Origin of the sequence: Stenotrophomonas maltophilia (genome assembly GCF_047497515.2) — a bacterium.
In the GTDB taxonomy this organism is placed as follows: domain Bacteria; phylum Pseudomonadota; class Gammaproteobacteria; order Xanthomonadales; family Xanthomonadaceae; genus Stenotrophomonas.
The window spans coordinates 34,863-50,806 of record NZ_JAXAXL020000008.1; the positions used below are offsets into that span (position 1 = coordinate 34,863).

A 15,944-nucleotide genomic window follows, 5' to 3' on the forward strand; every position below is an offset into this window, starting at 1 on the left:
AGCGACGTGCGGATGGGCGGCAATGAAGAAAGTTGTAAAAGCGCTAAAAAAGGGGAATGGCGACATACACTGCCGCTTTCACCCGTATCTGCGGAGCATTCGATGCGCATCGGCCTGGCTGCCAACCGTCTCCATCACCACGATGCGCGCGCCGCCCTGTTCCGCTGGCTGCGCGCCAGCGAACCGGGCCTGCGCGAACTGGGGGTGTCGCTGCACGCCGTTGGCCGCACCCACGACGCGATCGAACGACAGGGGTTCCTGGCCAGCTACGCGGGCCTGCACCGCTATCCGTACGGTCGCGAGGGCGGCCTGATGAAGCTGGTTGCCGAGGTGGTTGGCATGGGGCCGGAACGGACCCTGGATGGCGCGATCTACCTGATCGATCCGGTCGATCCGTCGTCGGTGTTCCCGGAAGCAACTGCCTTGAAGCGGCAGTGCGTGATCCACGGCAAGCCGTTCATTTCAACCGTGGCCACTGCGCGCGACTGGGTGGAAGTGGAGCGTGTGCATGCCGGGCTGCCGAGCGATCCCGGCGCCGACGATCTGCATGCGTTCGAGGGACAGACGCTGGCGCTGATCGCGCACGACGCGATGAAGCCGGCAATGCTGGCCTTCGCCGACGAGCACTTCGATGTGCTGGCGCGGTTCGCTGAGCGCGTGGCGACCGGCACCACCGGCCAACGCTTGAACGAACTGGCCTGGAGCCGTGGCTGGCCCCGTGACACGCCCTGGGTGACGCGCTACCAGAGCGGCCCGATGGGCGGCGATGCGCAGATTGCCGACCGGGTGCTGGAAGGCCGCTGCCAGCGCGCGATCTTCTTCGAGGACCCGCATGTGGCGCGCCAGCACGAAGCGGACATCCAGTTGCTGGAGCGGGCCGTGACCACGGTGACCGACCAGGCGGTGTGCATCACCGCGCCACGGGTGGCGGCACGCTGGGCGACGGCAGCGGCGAAGCGCACCCTTCCGTAGCGTCGAGCTTGCTCGACGAGCCAAGGACCCGGAAGCAACCGCCGTCGAGCAAGCTCGACGCTACAACAGCTGGCGAAGCATGGCCTTCAGGCGGCGCCCTTCCAGCTGGAAGTAATCGCGCTGTTCGCGCCACGCGGGGAAGCGCTGTTCCACTTCGTGCCAGAACGCCGGCGAATGGTTGGCCTGGATCAGGTGGCAGAGCTCATGCACCAGCACGTACTCGAACGCCTCGGGGCGGCCCAGCACCAGGGCCAGGTCCAGCGCCATGCTGCCATCGGGTGCCAGCGAGCCCCATTGCGAGGACATCACCTTCAACCGCAGGCGGCTGGGCGCGCGTGGCAGGCCCGGTAGGTACTTCGGCAACCAGCGGCCGACGTCGGCACGGGTCTGGGCTTCGTAGAACTCGCGCAGCAGGCGGCGCAGGGTCGCATCACCGCCACGCGCCGGCCATTGCACGCAGGCGCCGTGCTCGTCGACCTCCAACCGCGCGTAGCGGCCTTCCTGCCAGCGCAGCGGCAGCAGCTCGCCGCGCAGCGGCAGCACGCCGTCCACGCCCGGCTGCAGCGCTGCGGGCAGGCCGTGGCCCTGGTACTGGCGCAACTGCACGGCCAGCCAGTCGCGGTGCTGTTCCAGGAAACGCTCGCCCATCACCAGGCTGGCGCGCAGTGGCAGGGTCAAGCGCGCGCCGCGTTCGTCTACGCTCAGCTTGATCCGCCGCGCGCGCGGGTCACGCACGCGCAGCACCTCGATCTCGGCATCCTCCAGGCGCAGGCGAACGGTGTCGCGCTGTACGCTGGCGGGCGGAGCGGGCGAGATCAGGCGGCGCAGCAGACGGCTCATGTACCCAGCATAGCGCTGCTTCGGGCCGCCGGATGACCGGCGGCCGTCGGGCTGCCTGTTCAGTCAGCCTTGCTGAGCTTGAAGGCTTCTTCCAGCAACAGGAACAGGCGGCGGATCTCGGCGCTCTGCAGGGCGAAACGGGCGTCGAACTCGGCGCGGCGGCCGTCTTCGTCGGCATGCTCCAGCTGGTCCAGGGCGCCATCAAGGAACTTCAGCTTGCGCACGATCAGGTCGTCGCCGATCACGAACGACAGGTTGTCCTCGAAGATCAGCGCCAGCTTGGTCACCTGCTTGCCGGCGTCCAGGTGCTTGTCGATCTCGTCACAGCGCAGTTCCTGGTGCTGGCACTTGACCACCGCACCGCCCTCCACCGGGTCCTTCATCTCGCATTCTTCGCCCAGGCTCAGGCCGGTCGGCAGCGGCTCGCCGGCAATCCAGCCGGTCAGGATCGAACGCGGCGCGACTTCGGCATTCAGCGGCATCGCCGGGAAGCTGCCGAGCAGGCCGCGGATGTCGGACATGAAGTACTCGCCGGTCTTGCGGCTGGAGGTATCCACCGCGACGTAGCCGTGCTGCAGGTCGATGAAGGCGTCGTTGCGCGAAGACTTCACGAAGGCGCGCGGCAGCAGTTCATGCAGCAGGTCGTCCTTCATGCGCTTGCGTTCGCGGCCGCCCGGGCGACGGCCTTCCTTCTCCTCGATCTCCTCCAGCTTGCGCTCGAGCAGGTCGTTGACCACCGCGGCCGGCAGGATCTTGTCCTCGCCGCCCACGGTCAGCCACAGGTGCTCGGCGATGCGGTGGGAGAGCAGTTCCTTCTCCTCGCGGCCGAACGGCGAGATGAAGCCACGCGAATTCATTTCCAGCGCGCCGACCGGCTTCAGCAGGGCATGCGGCAGCAGGGTGTCGACTTCGGAAAAATCGGTAGCGGTCGGGAAACGGAAGAACGTCAGGTTGCGAAAGAACATGGAATTCCGGATGGCAAAGAGGAAGGGCGGCCGACCTTAAACGGTGGGCGTCTCGGGATCTGCGTCGGCGTCGGCCGTGGGAGCGGCCTGCCAGGCATGGGCGTCGGGCGGCGGCGCGGCGTCGCGACGGCCCAGCGCCATGAAGTCGAACAGGGTGGTGTCGGCCAGCTGCGAGGGCCGGACTTCACCCATGGCACGCGCGATCTGATCGATGCGGCCCGGGTGGTCCTTGTCCCACTGCCTGAGCATCAGGCCGACCTGGTGGCGCTGCAGGTTCTGCTGGCTGCCACACAGGTTGCAGGGAATGATCGGGAACCCCCGCGCCTGCGCGTAGTCGGCAATGTCGCTCTCGCGCACGTAGGCCAACGGCCGGATCACCACGTGCCTGCCGTCATCGCTGCGCAGCTTCGGCGGCATGCCCGACAGCGTGGCGTGGTGGAACAGGTTCATGAAGAAGGTGGCCACCATGTCGTCGCGGTGGTGGCCCAGCGCGATCTTGGTGAAACCGTGTTTCTCGGCGTGGTTGTACAGCGCGCCGCGGCGCAGCCGCGAGCACAGCGAACACATCGTCTTGCCTTCCGGGATGACCCGGCTGACCACCGAATAGGTGTCCTGCTCGATGATGTGGTACGGCACGCCCAGCCCTGCCAGGTACTCCGGCAGGATGTGTGCGGGGAAGTCCGGCTGCTTCTGGTCCAGGTTCACCGCCACCAGCTCGAACGGCACCGGCGCCTTCTTCTGCAGCTGCAGCAGCACGTCCAGCAGGGTGTAGCTGTCCTTGCCACCGGACAGGCAGACCATGACCTTGTCCCCGGCCTCGATCATGCCGAAGTCGGCGATCGCCTCGCCCACCTGGCGGCGCAGGCGCCTGGCCAGCGCGTGCTGCTCGCGCCCGCGCTCGCCCGCACGCAGGTCGCGGGGCGCGCGCAGCCGGGGGTCGGGCAGGGAGATCACGGCACTCATGGTCCCCATTCTAACGGCTCGGAGCGGCCCCGGCCGGCGGTCGGGCTTCCCCTCTCCCGGTGGTCATCATCGCTGTGTATGCTCGGAGGCTGTGGACACCTACAGCCCCGCCGAGATCGTCGAGCACCTCGCCGCCCTGCGCGCCGAGCATCGCCTGCTGGATGAACAGATCACCCGCATGGCCGCCAACGGCGAGGACGAGCTGGAATCCAAGCGCCTGAAGCGGCGCAAGCTGCAGTTGAAGGACTGCATCGCCAAGCTGGAAAGCCTGCAGATTCCCGACGAACCGGCGTAACGCCGGGTTCAGGTGGGTGCCAACACTGGTTGGCCTCTGCCCTGGTAGGTGCCAACCTTGGTTGGCCTCCTGCTCTGGTGGGTGCCAACCTTGGTTGGCACGACTGGAATGTGTGTGGACCAAGGTCCACACCCACCACAAGGATTCAGTTCAATCCTGCGGCACCGCCTCGTCCGGGCGTGCCGCTTCCGGGCTGACCCGCTCGATGGTGTGGCGCAGCTCGCGGCCCAGGATGAACTTGGCATCCTTGGCCCAGGCATCCAGGCGTTCGTCGAACAGCAGCTTGCTGTTCTCGTCCGGCCACACCAGCCGCAGTTCGCGCAGCTTCTGGATGAAGCCGCGGAACAGGGACTTGTCGAAGAACTCCGGTGCCGCCGGTGCATACAGCAGGCTCAGGCGCTGCGCCGCCTGCTGGCACAGGCTTTCCAGCTCGGCCGCGCCGAGTACGCCGGGGCCGTTCTTCACCAGCACCGAAATGGCGATGTAATAGCGCTCGAACGCCTGCTGCAGCGAATGGCCGATCGCACGCAGGCGGAACACCTCATCGGTCTGCCCGGTATTGCGCGCCAGGATGCCGCCGTCGTCATCGTTGACGTTCTGCAGCAGGCCCTCGCGCACGAACACATCGATGGTCCGGTCGATACGCTGGGCAAACTCGTCCTCGGTCCACGGCAGGAACAGTTCGGCCTGCAGGAACGGGTACACCGTGCGGCCCAGCTGGACCAGGCCGGTACGGCTCATGCGACGGTTGTTCTGGAAGCAGCAGGCCACCCACGACGAGGCGGTGAACAGGTGCACCACGTTGTTGCGGAAGTAGCTCAGCAGCACCGCGGTATCGCCGCTGACGCTGAGCACATCGCCCAGCGGATGCTTGATGCGGGTGAGGACGTTGATTTCCTCGGCGTGGGCGATGATCCGCTCCGGCGAGTGCGGGGTTACCGTCACCCGGTCCGAATACGGCATCTCGACCAGCAGCGTCTTGCACAGCTCGATCTGCGCGATCAGGTCGGCCTCGCCCATCGCATGCTTCGGCGTGGACAGCAGGGCCAGCGCCAGCAGGTTGATCGGGTTGACGTCGGCGGCGCCGTTGATGCGCACCTGGATGCGTTCGGCCAGCGTGTCCACCGTGGTCGACAGCCAGGCCGGCTTCTCGTCCTCGGAGACCGCCTCGCCCTTCCACTCTGGCGCCTTCTCGGCCAGCACGTCGTTCAGCGCGATCGGCTCGCCGAAGTTCACCACCACCTGGCCGTAGTTCTGCTTGAGCACCTTGGGGATGCCCCACAGCAGCGACCAGATCGATTCCTTTTCCTTCGGCCGGCCGGACAGTTCGTCCAGGTAGCTGCCGCCTTCCATCAGCTTCTCGTAGCCGATGTAGATGGGCTGGAACAGCACCGGCTTGCGCGGCTGGCGCAGGAACGCGCGCAGCGTCATCGAGATCATGCCGCCCTTGGGCTGCAGCAGGCGGCCGGTACGCGAGCGGCCGCCTTCCACGAAGTATTCCAGCGAATAGCCACCGGCCACCAGCTGTGCGACGTATTCACTGAGCACCGCCGAGTACAGCGCGTTGCCACGGATCGAGCGGCGGATGAAGAACGCGCCGCCCTTGCGCAGCAGGGTACCGACCACCGGCAGGTTGAGGTTGATGCCGGCCACGATGTGCGGCGGCACGATGCCGCGGTCGTACAGCAGGTACGACAGCAACAGGTAGTCCATGTGGCTGCGGTGGCTGGGCACGTACACCACTTCGTGGCCCGGCGCGGCGGCCTTGAACTTGTCCAGGTGGTGCACCAGCACGCCGGCATAGATGCGGTTCCACACGTGGCTGAGCATGAAGCTGGCCGAACGCACCACCGGGCTGGAATAGTCCGCGGCGATTTCCCAAGCGTAGGCGTGCGCCTTCTTCCAGGCATCGGCCGGCTTCGAATTGTCGCGCTTGGCCTGTGCGGCGATCGCTTCGCGCACCGGTTCGGCGGCCAGCACCTGGTCGACCAGCAGGCGCCGGGTCGACAGGTCGGGGCCGATCACCGATTCACGGATGCGGCGGAAATGGGTGCGCAGCACGCGCTGCAGCTTGCGTACCGTGCGCTCCGGCTCCAGGCCTTCGTCCACGGTGCTGCGCAGCGAGATCGGCGGGGCAAAGCGGACGATGGTGCTGCGGCCATTGAGCAGCACCGCCAGCAGGCGGCGGAAGCGGCCGACCAGTGCCCAGTTTTCCGAGAACAGCACCGCGAACCAACCGCTCTGCTTGTCCGGCGCGCGGCCGACGAAGATCGACACCGGCACCAGGTGCACGTCCAGGTCATCGCGCACGCGATGGGCCTGCAGCACCTTGGCCAGCGAATCGGAATGGGTCTTGGCGCCACGCTGCTCGGGGATCAGCGAGTTGCTGGAGCTGCGTCGCGACAGCGCCAGGTAGGCGCGCTTGCGGCCGGTCGGGTCACCGGCCAGCGGCACCAGCGGCGACGGCAGGCCGGCCTGACGGCAGGCCTTGTCCAGGATCAGCGCGTTGGACAGCCCGTAGTCTTCCAGCACGTACATGACCGGGCGGCCATCGTTGTACTGGCCCGGGTCTTCCGGTTCGATCTTCAGCGACAGCCACGGCTCGACCAAGCGACCGAGCAGGCGCGCCCACAGCGGGCGACGGCCGGCCGGACGGGCATGCGCAGGCGGCGGTACCGGATTCGGGCCGGTATCGGTCGAGGGGGACGCCGGCACCGTATCGGCGGGCGTCGACGAGGATTCTTCGCCGGGGAACGGCAGCGGGTTCTGTTTCGACATCGGCGCCATTATGGCTTAGGCGGCGGCGTTGCCGCTTCCCCACCCTCGGCGGGGGCTTCAGCCGGCGCCGGCGCCGCCGCGGCGCGGGCCGCATCGGCCTTGCGCAGCAGCGCGTCGGTGTCGGCCAGGGTGCGGGTCAGGTACCAGTGGCCCTCGCGCCGGCTCAGTGGCAGTTGCAGGCTCATCTCGCGACCGGCCAGGTCGTAATGCAGGCGCACCAGCGCGTTGTCACCTTCCACCGACAGCAGTTCGCCACGCACGCTGCGCAGTGCTTCGTCCACGCCCAGCCCATAACTGCCCAGCACCGCCTTGAGGGTGTGGATGAACGGCGCCAGCTGCTGCAGGCTGCCTTCCATCCCCGCGGCCTGCAGGCCGGCCTCGTCGTCGAAGCCAACCTTGCCAGCCGCACCCACCAGCGCAGCGATGGTGCTGCGCGCACGGGCGCGGTCGCTGATCGGTGCGCCCTGCGCCCAGACCGCCAGGGTCTCGACCAGGGCGATGTAGTGCGCCTGCTGACCGGGGGTGTAGCCCTTCTGGTGGCGCAGGTACTGCACGCCGAAGTTGCCCATTGACTGCGCGGCTTGGCGCACCGCACCGGCCTGGCCGGCCAGCTGGCGGTCGAAGCTGCGCTGCAGTTCGGTGCTGGCATCGGGCTTGCGCAGGGCGGCCAGCATCGGCAGCAGCTGGTCACCCAGTGGCAGTTCGGTCAGCGGCCACTGGCTGTGGCCCTCGGCCCAGGCCTGCTGCAGGCGCTGGTACTGGCTGGGTGGTACCGACAGCCTGGCGTAACCGACCAGATCGTCTTCGGCCAGCCGCAACGCCATCGCCTGCACCGCCGCCACCGGCTCGGCCGCTGGCTTGGCCGGGTCGTTGCCAGGCTCGCGGCACGCCGCCACGGCCAGCAGCAGCATGGCCGCCAGCCCCCATCCACGCGCAGACCTTCCTCGCACCGCCACGCTCATGCACTCGGACTCCCCGGACCGGTCCGCATCTTGCGGCCTGCGGCGTGACAGCGGCAAGCCGCACGGTCACGGTTTCCAGCCCCAGAACCGCCACCGGGACAAAAAAAGAGCCCGGATCACGGGGATCACAGGCTCTTCAAGCCGGCACGAGGCCGGAGGACAGTGTTGTGGCACATGTCCGGTCCAGGGACCGGATGGCGGCGATCGTACGCTGCCCTGCAAGTTAAGGCAACACTTCATGTAATGTCAGATATCTATTTGATTTTATTTAATCAATCGCGCTGCCAGACGGCTTCAATGAAGTCTACGGCGTGTTTTTCGGCGATTCGGGCATAAACCCCGGGGTAGCCGGCCAGCGCGCAGCCCTCGCCCCAGCTGACCACGCCGAACTGGGTCCAGCCCTCGCGCAGGCGCAACAGCAACGGGCCGCCGGAGTCGCCCTGGCAGCTGTCGATGCCCTCGCGGCCGGCGCAGATCACCTTGCCCCGCGCCAGTTCCCCACCGTAGGCCTGCTGGCATTCGTTGAACGGCACGAACGGCACCTGCACCGTCTGCAGCTGGGTGGGATAGACCCGGCCATCGCCGATGTCGGTGTCGCCCCAGCCGATCACGGTGAACTCGCGGCCCGGCTTGAGGTAACTGGCATCGGGCCGCAGCCGCAGTGCCACCGGCTGCGCGCCCTCCAGCGGTGCACTGAGCTGGATCAGGGCCACGTCATGTTCCAGCGAATTGCCGCTGTTGAATGCCGGGTGGACGTGGATCGCCTTGACGTTGGAGGCCCGCGACGCGGCCTCGGTAGAGAGCGTGGCCTGGCCGGCCAGCACCGCCAGGCCGGTCGGATTCTCGCCCTGCAGGCAATGCGCGGCGGTGAGTACCCACGACGGTGAGATGAGCGTGCCGCCGCAGAAATGGCGGTCATGGTCCGAGTCGCCGTCGAAGACGCCCTGGATGCTGACCATGAACGGGTACTCGCCCGCGTCCGCAGGTTCGCCGCCGATGATGCGCGGTGCCTCGCGCACCTGCGGTGCGGCGATCGCAGGTGCGGCAGACGCGGCCAACAGCAGGCCGATGAACAAAGAGGTGCTGCGATACATATCCCTGTACTCCTCTATCGATGGTTGGAACCGGCGCGGCCGCGGTCCGTGCCGGTGCATCGATTGGGGAGCAAGGCTGGAACCCACAGCGCGAACGCGCGCACAGTTCCCGCGCATTGCGCCGCCTGCGACAGCTGCAGGCCCACAAATGCGAACGCCATCCCGCATGGATCGGGATGGCGTTCGTGGTGCCGACGTGACCCACGTCGGCGCGGGGCTCAGCGGGCAGCCAGAGCCGACGCGATTTCCTGCTGGATGGCCCGCGCCGCGGCCTGCGGATCGGTGGCCAGGCGGATCGGACGGCCGACCACGATGGCATCGGCGCCGTCGGCGAAGGCCTGGGCCACGCCCACGGTACGCTTCTGGTCATCGCCAACCGGACCACCGGGACGAATGCCCGGGCAGACGATCGAGAACCCGGCGCCGGTCGCGGCGCGGATCGGGCCAGCCTCCTGGCCCGAGGCGATCACGCCATCGATGCCCGCGGCCTGGGCGGCCAGCGCGCGCTCGACCACCACGTCCACCGGCTCGCGGTCGATGCCCATCTGCGCCAGGTCCGTGCGCCCCATCGAGGTCAGCACGGTCACCGCCAGCAGCCGCATGTCACTGCTGTTGGCGGCCGCGCAGGCTTCCATCATCGCCGGGTGCCAACCATGGATGGTGGCGTAGCTGACCGGCCACTGCGACAGGCGCTTGATCACCGCCGCGGCGGTGGCCGGGATGTCGAAGAACTTCAGGTCGACGAACACGCGCTTGTCGCGCCGGGCCAGCTCGTCGAGCACCTGGAAGTACTCGCCGGAAGCCAGCAGCTCCATGCCGATCTTGTAGAACGCCACGCTGTCGCCGAGGCGATCCACCCACTCCAGTGCCTGCACGCGGTCGGGCACGTCCAGTGCGAAGATCAGGCGCTCGTCATCGCGCAGCGGCAGCGGCGCGCGGCTCACGGTGCGTAATCCAGCGCAGCACGCTTGGCATCGTGGCGGGCCTGGCGCGACTGGCTGTAGTCATTGTTGAACTGCGCCGGCTCGAAGCCGCCGTAGGTCGGGTTCGGCAGCATCCACCAACGCTCGCCGAACCAGTCGTGGTACTGCTGCAGCAGCGCGTCACGGCCATCGTTGGTGTTGGCAGTCACTTCCACGAAGTCACCCAGCTGGTCACCGAACTGCATCAGCACGCGGTACTTCTGCCCGGCCAGGCGACGACGGCAGTTCTTCTCGCTGCCGTTCTGCTCGCAGCCCGGCACCACGGTGCCCAGGCCGAGGAACACGCTGTCGTCGGCCACCGGCAGGCCCTGCTCGCGCAGGTTGGCCAGGGTGGCATCCTTCAAGTGCACGGCGCGGTTGGAGATGTACAGCAGGGTCACGCCCTTGGCGTTGGCGGCCTTGGCGAAATCAACCACGCCGGGAATGGCCTTGGCCTTCTTCTCGGCCACCCACTGGTCCCAGGTCAGCTCGTCGTACTCCTTGCCATCGCGCACCAGGCGCGCCTGGTAGGGCGAGTTGTCCAGCACGGTTTCATCCACGTCCAGCACCACGGCCGGCTTCAGGCCCTTGGCCTCGTTGCCGCGCTCCTCCGGCACCAGTGCGTCCCAGTGGGCTTCCTTCAGGGCCGCGTCGAGGTGGTCTGCGGCGGCACGGTAGGTCTGCTCGGTGATCGCCTTGTACTCCTGCGCGCGCTGCATCCACAGCACGGCATTGAGATTGTCATTGGCGGTGGCATCAAGCGCGCCATCGGCCTTGGCGGCGGCCGGGGCCTCCGGGGCAGCGGCTTCGGCGGCAGGCGCATCCACGCGCTTGCAGGCAGACAGGCCCAGCGCCGCGGTGGCGAGCAGGGTCAGGGACAGGGAAACGGGACGACGCATGGGTTCACCGGCAATCAGATATACCGGCGCATTTTACCGGCAAAGCCGCCGCCGGGACGGCTATGCTTGGCGGTTGACCCGTTGCCCTTGCCAGAGGCCGCCATGACCGATTCCGCCCAGACCCCCGACGTTCCCCTGCTCGACGCCGTGCAGGCCCGCCTGCTGGGCTGCCTGGTGGAAAAGGAAGCGACCACTCCGGACACCTACCCGCTGACGGTCAATGCCGCGCAGTCGGCGGCCAACCAGAAGACCGCCCGCGAGCCGGTGATGAACGTCGACGCCGGCAGCGTGCAGCACGCCCTGCGCCAGCTGGAGACGATGGGCCTGGCCCGCCAGCACTTCTCCTCACGGGCCGACCGCTACGAGCACCGCCTGCAGGCCGCGCTGGACCTGACCCGGCAGCAGACCGTGCTGCTGGCGCTGCTGCTGCTGCGCGGGCCGCAGACGCTGGGCGAGCTGGTCTCGCGCAGCGAGCGCCTGCACCGTTTCGCCGACAGCGACGAAGCCCGCCACGCCATCGAGCGCCTGCAGCAGCGCGCGCTGCTGGTGGTGCTGCCGCGTGCCAGCGGCCAGCGCGAAGACCGCTACATGCACCTGCTGTGCGGCGAAGTGGACGGCGCGGCGCTGGCGGCGACGTTCGCCAGCAGTGCCGGTAGCAGCGAGGCGGCCGATCCGGGCCTGGCCGAGCGCGTGGCGCAGCTGGAAGCGGCCGTGGCCGAACTGCAGGCACAGCTGGCCGAACTGCGCGGCTGAAGCTGTGCCCGGTAATGCCGGCCGCTGGCCGGCAACCCGGTGATGCCTGGATGCCGGCCAGCGGCCGGCACTACCGGATGCTCTGGTCCCGACACACACGATCAGGCCTGCGCCGCTCCCGGCGTGGCGTACAGCCGGCTGGCACTCTCGACGCCCGGCAGCTGGATCACCCCACGCGCCTGCATGCCCAGCCCGAGCAGGATCTTCCCGGACACCACATTGTCCAGGTCGGTGATGCCATACAGATCGTGCAGGCCCAGCGCTCCGCGTGCATGCGCGAACACCGCCCGCGCCGCCTCTCCGGCATAGCCCTGGCCTGCGAACTCCGACAGCACCGCGTAGCCGATATCCGGCCCCGGCAGGCCATCGCGCCGTACCAGCCCGGCGTTGCCCAGCCACGCGCCATCGGACAGGCGCTCGATGGCGTACATGCCGAACCCGTTCAGCGCATAGCTGTGCAGCACGCGCAGCGCGATGTACTCGCGCGCCTGTTCCTCGCTGCGCACATTGCGGTCGCCGATGAAGCGTACAAAGCCGGGATCGTTGAGCAGGGCCAGCATCGGTGCCGCGTCGCGGTCAGGCTCGATCCGGCGCAGGCGCAGGCGTTCGCTGTGGATGGGGTGCATGGGCAAGCCTCTGCGGGGATAGGCCGATTGTAGAGCCGAGCCCACGCTCGGCTGATCCGGGCCGTGGGGTCAGAGCCCTTCCCTGCGGAAAGGGATCCGACCCCGGCTCAATCGAACAGCGCCTCGATCGCCGCCAATCCCGCACTGGCGCGTTCCTTCTTGCGCGCCGCATCCGCCACCGGATCAGCGCCATCGCGCTGGATCTCTTCGGCCGGAATCTCCTCGAAGAACCGGCTCGGCTTCAGCCGCACGTGCTCGCCGAACTTGCGGGTCAGCTTGCTGTAGCTCATCCACAGCTGGATCTTGGCGCGGGTGATGCCCACGTACAGCAGGCGCCGCTCTTCCTGCAGGTTGCCCTCGTCCAGGCTGACCTGGTGCGGCAGCACGCCGTCCTCGCAGCCAACGATGAACACATACGGGAATTCCAGGCCCTTGGAGGCGTGCATGGTCATCATCCGCACTTGGTTGCCGCCCTCGTCCTTGTCACTGCGCGAGAGCAGCGCCAGCTGGCCGGCCAGGTCGGCGGCGGTGGCACCACGCGGCCCCCCTTCGAACCACTGCGCCAGTTCCTCGATGTTGTTGGCGCGGCGCTGGTAGCTGGCCTCCTCCTTGGCCTGCTGGCGCAGCTCGCTGAGCAGGCCGGATTCCTTGGCGACCTTGCGGATCATGTCGCCGGAGGTGACCTGCCGGGTCTGCGCGCGCAGGTCGCGCAGGATGTCGGTGAAGCGGGCCAGGCTGTTGGCGGCACGCGGCGGCAGCTGCTGCAGGGCACCGATCGCCTCGGCGGCCTGCGCCATCGGCATGTCCTTTTCCTGTGCCAGTTCGGCCAGCTTGGCCAGCGTGCCGGCGCCGACGTCGCGCTTGGGCGACTGCACCGCGCGCATGAACGCAGTGTCGTCGTCCGGGTTCACCAGCAGGCGCAGCCAGGCCAGCGTGTCCTTCACTTCCTGGCGCTCCAGGAACATGGTGCCGCCGGTCAGGTGGTACGGAATGCGCAGCAGCTGCATCGCCTTTTCCAGCGGCCGCGACTGGAAGTTGCCGCGGAACAGGATGCAGAAATCACTCCACGGCACGTTGCGCGACTGCGCCACGAAGGCGATCTCCGCCGCGACCTTTTCGGCTTCGTGTTCGCTGTTGCGGCATTCCCACACGCGGATGCGCTCGCCGTCGGCCTGGTCGCTCCACAGCTTCTTCAGGTGCTCGTGCGGGTTGTTGGCGATCAGCGCGTTGGCCGCGCGCAGCACGCGGTTGGAGCAGCGGTAGTTCTGCTCCAGCTTGATGATCTCCAGCGCGGGGTAATCGCGCCCCATCTGCTGCAGGTTTTCCGGGTTGGCACCGCGCCAGGCATAGATCGACTGGTCGTCGTCGCCCACGCAGGTGAAGTTGCCCTTGTCACCGGCCAGCTGCTTGAGCAGCCGGTACTGCGCGTCGTTGGTGTCCTGGCATTCGTCCACCAGCAGGTAGCCGATGCGCTCGCGCCAGGCCACGGCGATGTCCGGGTTCTCTTCCAGCACCTGCACTGGCAGGCGGATCAGGTCGTCGAAATCCACCGCGTTGAAGGCGGTCAGGCGCAGCTGATAGCGCTCATAGACGCTGGCCGCTTCCTTTTCACGGTTGCTGCGTGCGGCGGCCATCGCCTGTTCGGGCGACAGGCCGGCGTTCTTCGCGCGCGACACCAGGTTTTTCATGTCCTCGATGTCGTCGGGCTTGGCACCGGACATCAGGTCCTTGATCTGCGCAGCGGCATCGTCGGCGTCGAAGATCGAGAAGCCGCGCTTCAGACCCACCGCAGCGTGCTCGATCTGCAGGAACTTCAGGCCCAGCGCATGGAAGGTACAGATCGTCACCTCGTCGGCGTCCTGCTCGCGCAGGCGCTTGGCCACGCGCTCGCGCATTTCCTTGGCCGACTTGTTGGTGAAGGTGATCGCCGCGATGCGTCGCGCCGGGTAGCGCCCGCACCCGATGAGGTGGGCGATCTTTTCCACGATCACGCGCGTCTTGCCGCTGCCCGCACCGGCGAGCACCAGCAACGGACCTTCGATGTGCAGGACGGCGGCGGCTTGGGGGGGATTGAGACCGTGCATGGGATGGGGATTGTAGCGGGGCTTCGGGGAGCGGACCTGACTTGCGCGCACCCGGTTCCTAAGCTATTGATTCGCCACCGGAGCACACGAGCCTGCGGCATGCGCCCGATCATCCCTCCCGCCCTGCTGGGCCTGCTGTGGCTGGCCACCCTGCCCGCGCGCGGCGCCGACTGCGCGCCCGACCCCGGTGCGATGGCGCGGTCGACGGTCATGACCCAGGGGTTCCTGCAGGCCCATCCGGACCTGCATTGGCGCGAACTGGGCCTGCAATCCTGGCAGCAGGGCCGGCCTGCGGATGCGCTGGTGCGCTTCAGGCGCGCCGCCGGCTACGCCGACAAGGTCTCCCAGTCGCTGGTCGCACGCATGTACCGCGAAGGCGTGGGCATCGCCGCCGATCCGGTGCTGGCCTACATCTGGATGGACCTGGCCGCCGAGCGCGGCTACCGCGACCTGCTGCTGGAGCGCGAACGTTACTGGAACCGGCTGGACGCGGCGCAGCGGCAGCGGGTGCTGGCCGAGGGGCCGGCACTGTATGCGACCTACGGCGATGCCACGGCCAAACCGCGCATGGAAACCGCGATGCGGGTGGAACGCCGCCGCATGACCGGCAGCCGCACCGGCTGGGTCAGCTCGATGCTGCATGTGGAACTGTCCGACGGCCCGGAGGCCGGCTGGCCGATCCGCGGTGACGATTACTACCGCGATGCCTATTGGGACCCGGCGGCGTACTGGTGCATGCAGGACCAGATCTGGGAGCAGGAATTCCGTGGCCGCAGTGTCGAGGTCGGCCCGCTCAGCCCCGTTGAAGGACCCCAGCGCTGAGCTTGCCAACGGTCCGCGACGGCGAGGCGGCGGGCGACTAGAATTGGCCGATGGCCAAGCTCTATTTCTACTATTCGGCGATGAACGCCGGCAAGACCACCACGCTGCTGCAGAGCGCGCACAACTACCGCGAGCGTGGCATGCGGGTGGCGATCCTGACCCCGCGCCTGGACGATCGTGCCGGCGCTGGCGTGGTGGCTTCGCGCATCGGCCTGCGTGCCGAAGGCATGGCCTTCAACCAGGATACCGACCTGCAGCACTGGGTCGAACAGGACCTGGCCGCGAACGGCCCGATGGGCTGTGTGCTGGTGGATGAAGCGCAGTTCCTGACCCGCGCCCAGGTCTGGCAGCTCAGCGAGGTGGTCGACCAGCTGCGCATTCCGGTGCTGTGCTATGGCCTGCGCACCGATTTCCGCGGTGAGCTGTTCGAAGGCAGCCAGTACCTGTTGGCCTGGGCCGATGAGATGCAGGAGATCAAGACCATCTGCCACAGCGGCAAGAAGGCGACGATGACGGTACGCGTGGACGAGCATGGCCACGCCGTGCAGGACGGCCCGCAGGTGGAGATCGGTGGCAACGACCGCTACGTGTCGGTCAGCCGCGCCGAGTTCAAGAAGATCACCCGTGGTGAAGGGCGGATCGATCCCGCGCAGGCGCCGCTGCCGCTGTAAGGGGTGTTCGGCAGGGCTGCGCCCTGCACCCGCGGTAGTGCCGGCCGCTGGCCGGCAACAGCAACAGCAACAGCGACAGCGAAAGCTGGCATTCCGTGGGATGGCGGGGCGGTGTGGGCTTGCAGGACACGCCGTAAACCCGTTCCTGGGGGCCTTGGTCGCCGCATCCATGCGGCTCACACCCCGCAAACCCACAGTGCTCCGCCTTCGACAGGTTCACGCGGCTGTTGGTGGGTGCCGACCGTTGGTCGGCACGGG

Annotated in this window: 15 protein-coding genes; 5 read left to right on the top strand and 10 right to left on the bottom strand. The window is 67.9% G+C overall.

The genetic code is table 11. The annotated features are described in order from the left end of the window. Nucleotides 1–102 precede the first annotated feature (102 nt). Nucleotides 103–972, top strand: coding sequence for a methylglyoxal synthase (locus tag ACMZPQ_RS12535; RefSeq protein ID WP_197583279.1), 870 nt, complete (start codon nt 103–105; stop codon nt 970–972). A 60-nt stretch (nt 973–1,032) separates the two neighbouring features. On the opposite strand, the gene ACMZPQ_RS12540 is transcribed toward ACMZPQ_RS12535, so the two are convergent. From ACMZPQ_RS12540 to ttcA, 3 genes are read right to left on the bottom strand one after another with little or no spacing between them, the layout of a single operon-like run. After that, entirely contained in the window at nt 1,033–1,812 is a 780-nt protein-coding gene (locus ACMZPQ_RS12540; RefSeq protein ID WP_197583431.1) for a M48 family metallopeptidase, read from the bottom strand. Nucleotides 1,813–1,871: 59 nt separating this feature from the next. Then, nucleotides 1,872–2,777 (bottom strand): recombination-associated protein RdgC, encoded by a 906-nt coding sequence (locus ACMZPQ_RS12545; RefSeq protein WP_004153441.1) that lies wholly within the window; start codon nt 2,775–2,777, stop codon nt 1,872–1,874. A 36-nt stretch (nt 2,778–2,813) separates the two neighbouring features. Then, nucleotides 2,814–3,740, bottom strand: coding sequence for a tRNA 2-thiocytidine(32) synthetase TtcA (gene ttcA, locus ACMZPQ_RS12550; protein WP_197583430.1), 927 nt, complete (start codon nt 3,738–3,740; stop codon nt 2,814–2,816). Between the two features lie 91 nt (nt 3,741–3,831). Here ttcA and ACMZPQ_RS12555 point away from each other — a divergent pair, with 91 nt between their 5' ends. Further along, a complete protein-coding gene (locus tag ACMZPQ_RS12555; protein ID WP_012509637.1) occupies nt 3,832–4,035 on the top strand; it encodes a YdcH family protein in 204 nt (67 codons plus the stop codon). A 150-nt stretch (nt 4,036–4,185) separates the two neighbouring features. Here ACMZPQ_RS12555 and plsB read toward each other — a convergent pair whose 3' ends face one another. The 5 genes from plsB to ACMZPQ_RS12580 form a co-directional block, all read right to left on the bottom strand. Beyond that, a complete protein-coding gene (gene plsB / locus ACMZPQ_RS12560; protein WP_197583429.1) occupies nt 4,186–6,822 on the bottom strand; it encodes a glycerol-3-phosphate 1-O-acyltransferase PlsB in 2,637 nt (878 codons plus the stop codon). Beyond that, nucleotides 6,822–7,775: a hypothetical protein gene (locus tag ACMZPQ_RS12565; RefSeq protein ID WP_197583428.1), complete on the bottom strand. Its 954-nt coding sequence runs from the start codon at nt 7,773–7,775 to the stop codon at nt 6,822–6,824. Before ACMZPQ_RS12565 ends, plsB begins: the two co-directional genes overlap by 1 nt. A gap of 272 nt (nt 7,776–8,047) precedes the next feature. Continuing rightward, a complete protein-coding gene (locus tag ACMZPQ_RS12570) occupies nt 8,048–8,869 on the bottom strand; it encodes a trypsin-like serine protease (RefSeq protein ID WP_197583427.1) in 822 nt (273 codons plus the stop codon). A 218-nt stretch (nt 8,870–9,087) separates the two neighbouring features. Further along, nucleotides 9,088–9,813: an orotidine-5'-phosphate decarboxylase gene (gene pyrF, locus ACMZPQ_RS12575; protein ID WP_197583426.1), complete on the bottom strand. Its 726-nt coding sequence runs from the start codon at nt 9,811–9,813 to the stop codon at nt 9,088–9,090. Next, a complete protein-coding gene (locus tag ACMZPQ_RS12580; RefSeq protein WP_197583425.1) occupies nt 9,810–10,730 on the bottom strand; it encodes a 5'-nucleotidase, lipoprotein e(P4) family in 921 nt (306 codons plus the stop codon). The genes pyrF and ACMZPQ_RS12580 overlap by 4 nt, the downstream gene beginning before the upstream one ends. Nucleotides 10,731–10,832: 102 nt before the next feature. On the opposite strand from ACMZPQ_RS12580, the gene ACMZPQ_RS12585 reads away from it, so the two are divergent. Further along, nucleotides 10,833–11,483: a YceH family protein gene (locus ACMZPQ_RS12585; RefSeq protein WP_197583424.1), complete on the top strand. Its 651-nt coding sequence runs from the start codon at nt 10,833–10,835 to the stop codon at nt 11,481–11,483. Between the two features lie 101 nt (nt 11,484–11,584). On the opposite strand, the gene ACMZPQ_RS12590 is transcribed toward ACMZPQ_RS12585, so the two are convergent. Further along, entirely contained in the window at nt 11,585–12,109 is a 525-nt protein-coding gene (locus tag ACMZPQ_RS12590; protein ID WP_197583423.1) for a GNAT family N-acetyltransferase, read from the bottom strand. A 107-nt stretch (nt 12,110–12,216) separates the two neighbouring features. Further along, nucleotides 12,217–14,193 (bottom strand): UvrD-helicase domain-containing protein, encoded by a 1,977-nt coding sequence (locus ACMZPQ_RS12595; RefSeq protein WP_197583422.1) that lies wholly within the window; start codon nt 14,191–14,193, stop codon nt 12,217–12,219. A gap of 99 nt (nt 14,194–14,292) precedes the next feature. Between ACMZPQ_RS12595 and ACMZPQ_RS12600 the strand changes: the two genes are divergently transcribed. Both ACMZPQ_RS12600 and ACMZPQ_RS12605 read left to right on the top strand, forming a co-directional pair. Then, the gene (locus tag ACMZPQ_RS12600; RefSeq protein ID WP_197583421.1) at nt 14,293–15,015 is read left to right on the top strand and encodes an SEL1-like repeat protein; all 723 of its coding nucleotides are present in this window, start codon (nt 14,293–14,295) and stop codon (nt 15,013–15,015) included. Between the two features lie 50 nt (nt 15,016–15,065). Next, on the top strand, nt 15,066–15,686 hold the full coding sequence (locus tag ACMZPQ_RS12605) for a thymidine kinase (protein WP_197583420.1): 621 nt from the start codon (nt 15,066–15,068) through the stop codon (nt 15,684–15,686). Nucleotides 15,687–15,944 lie beyond the last annotated feature (258 nt).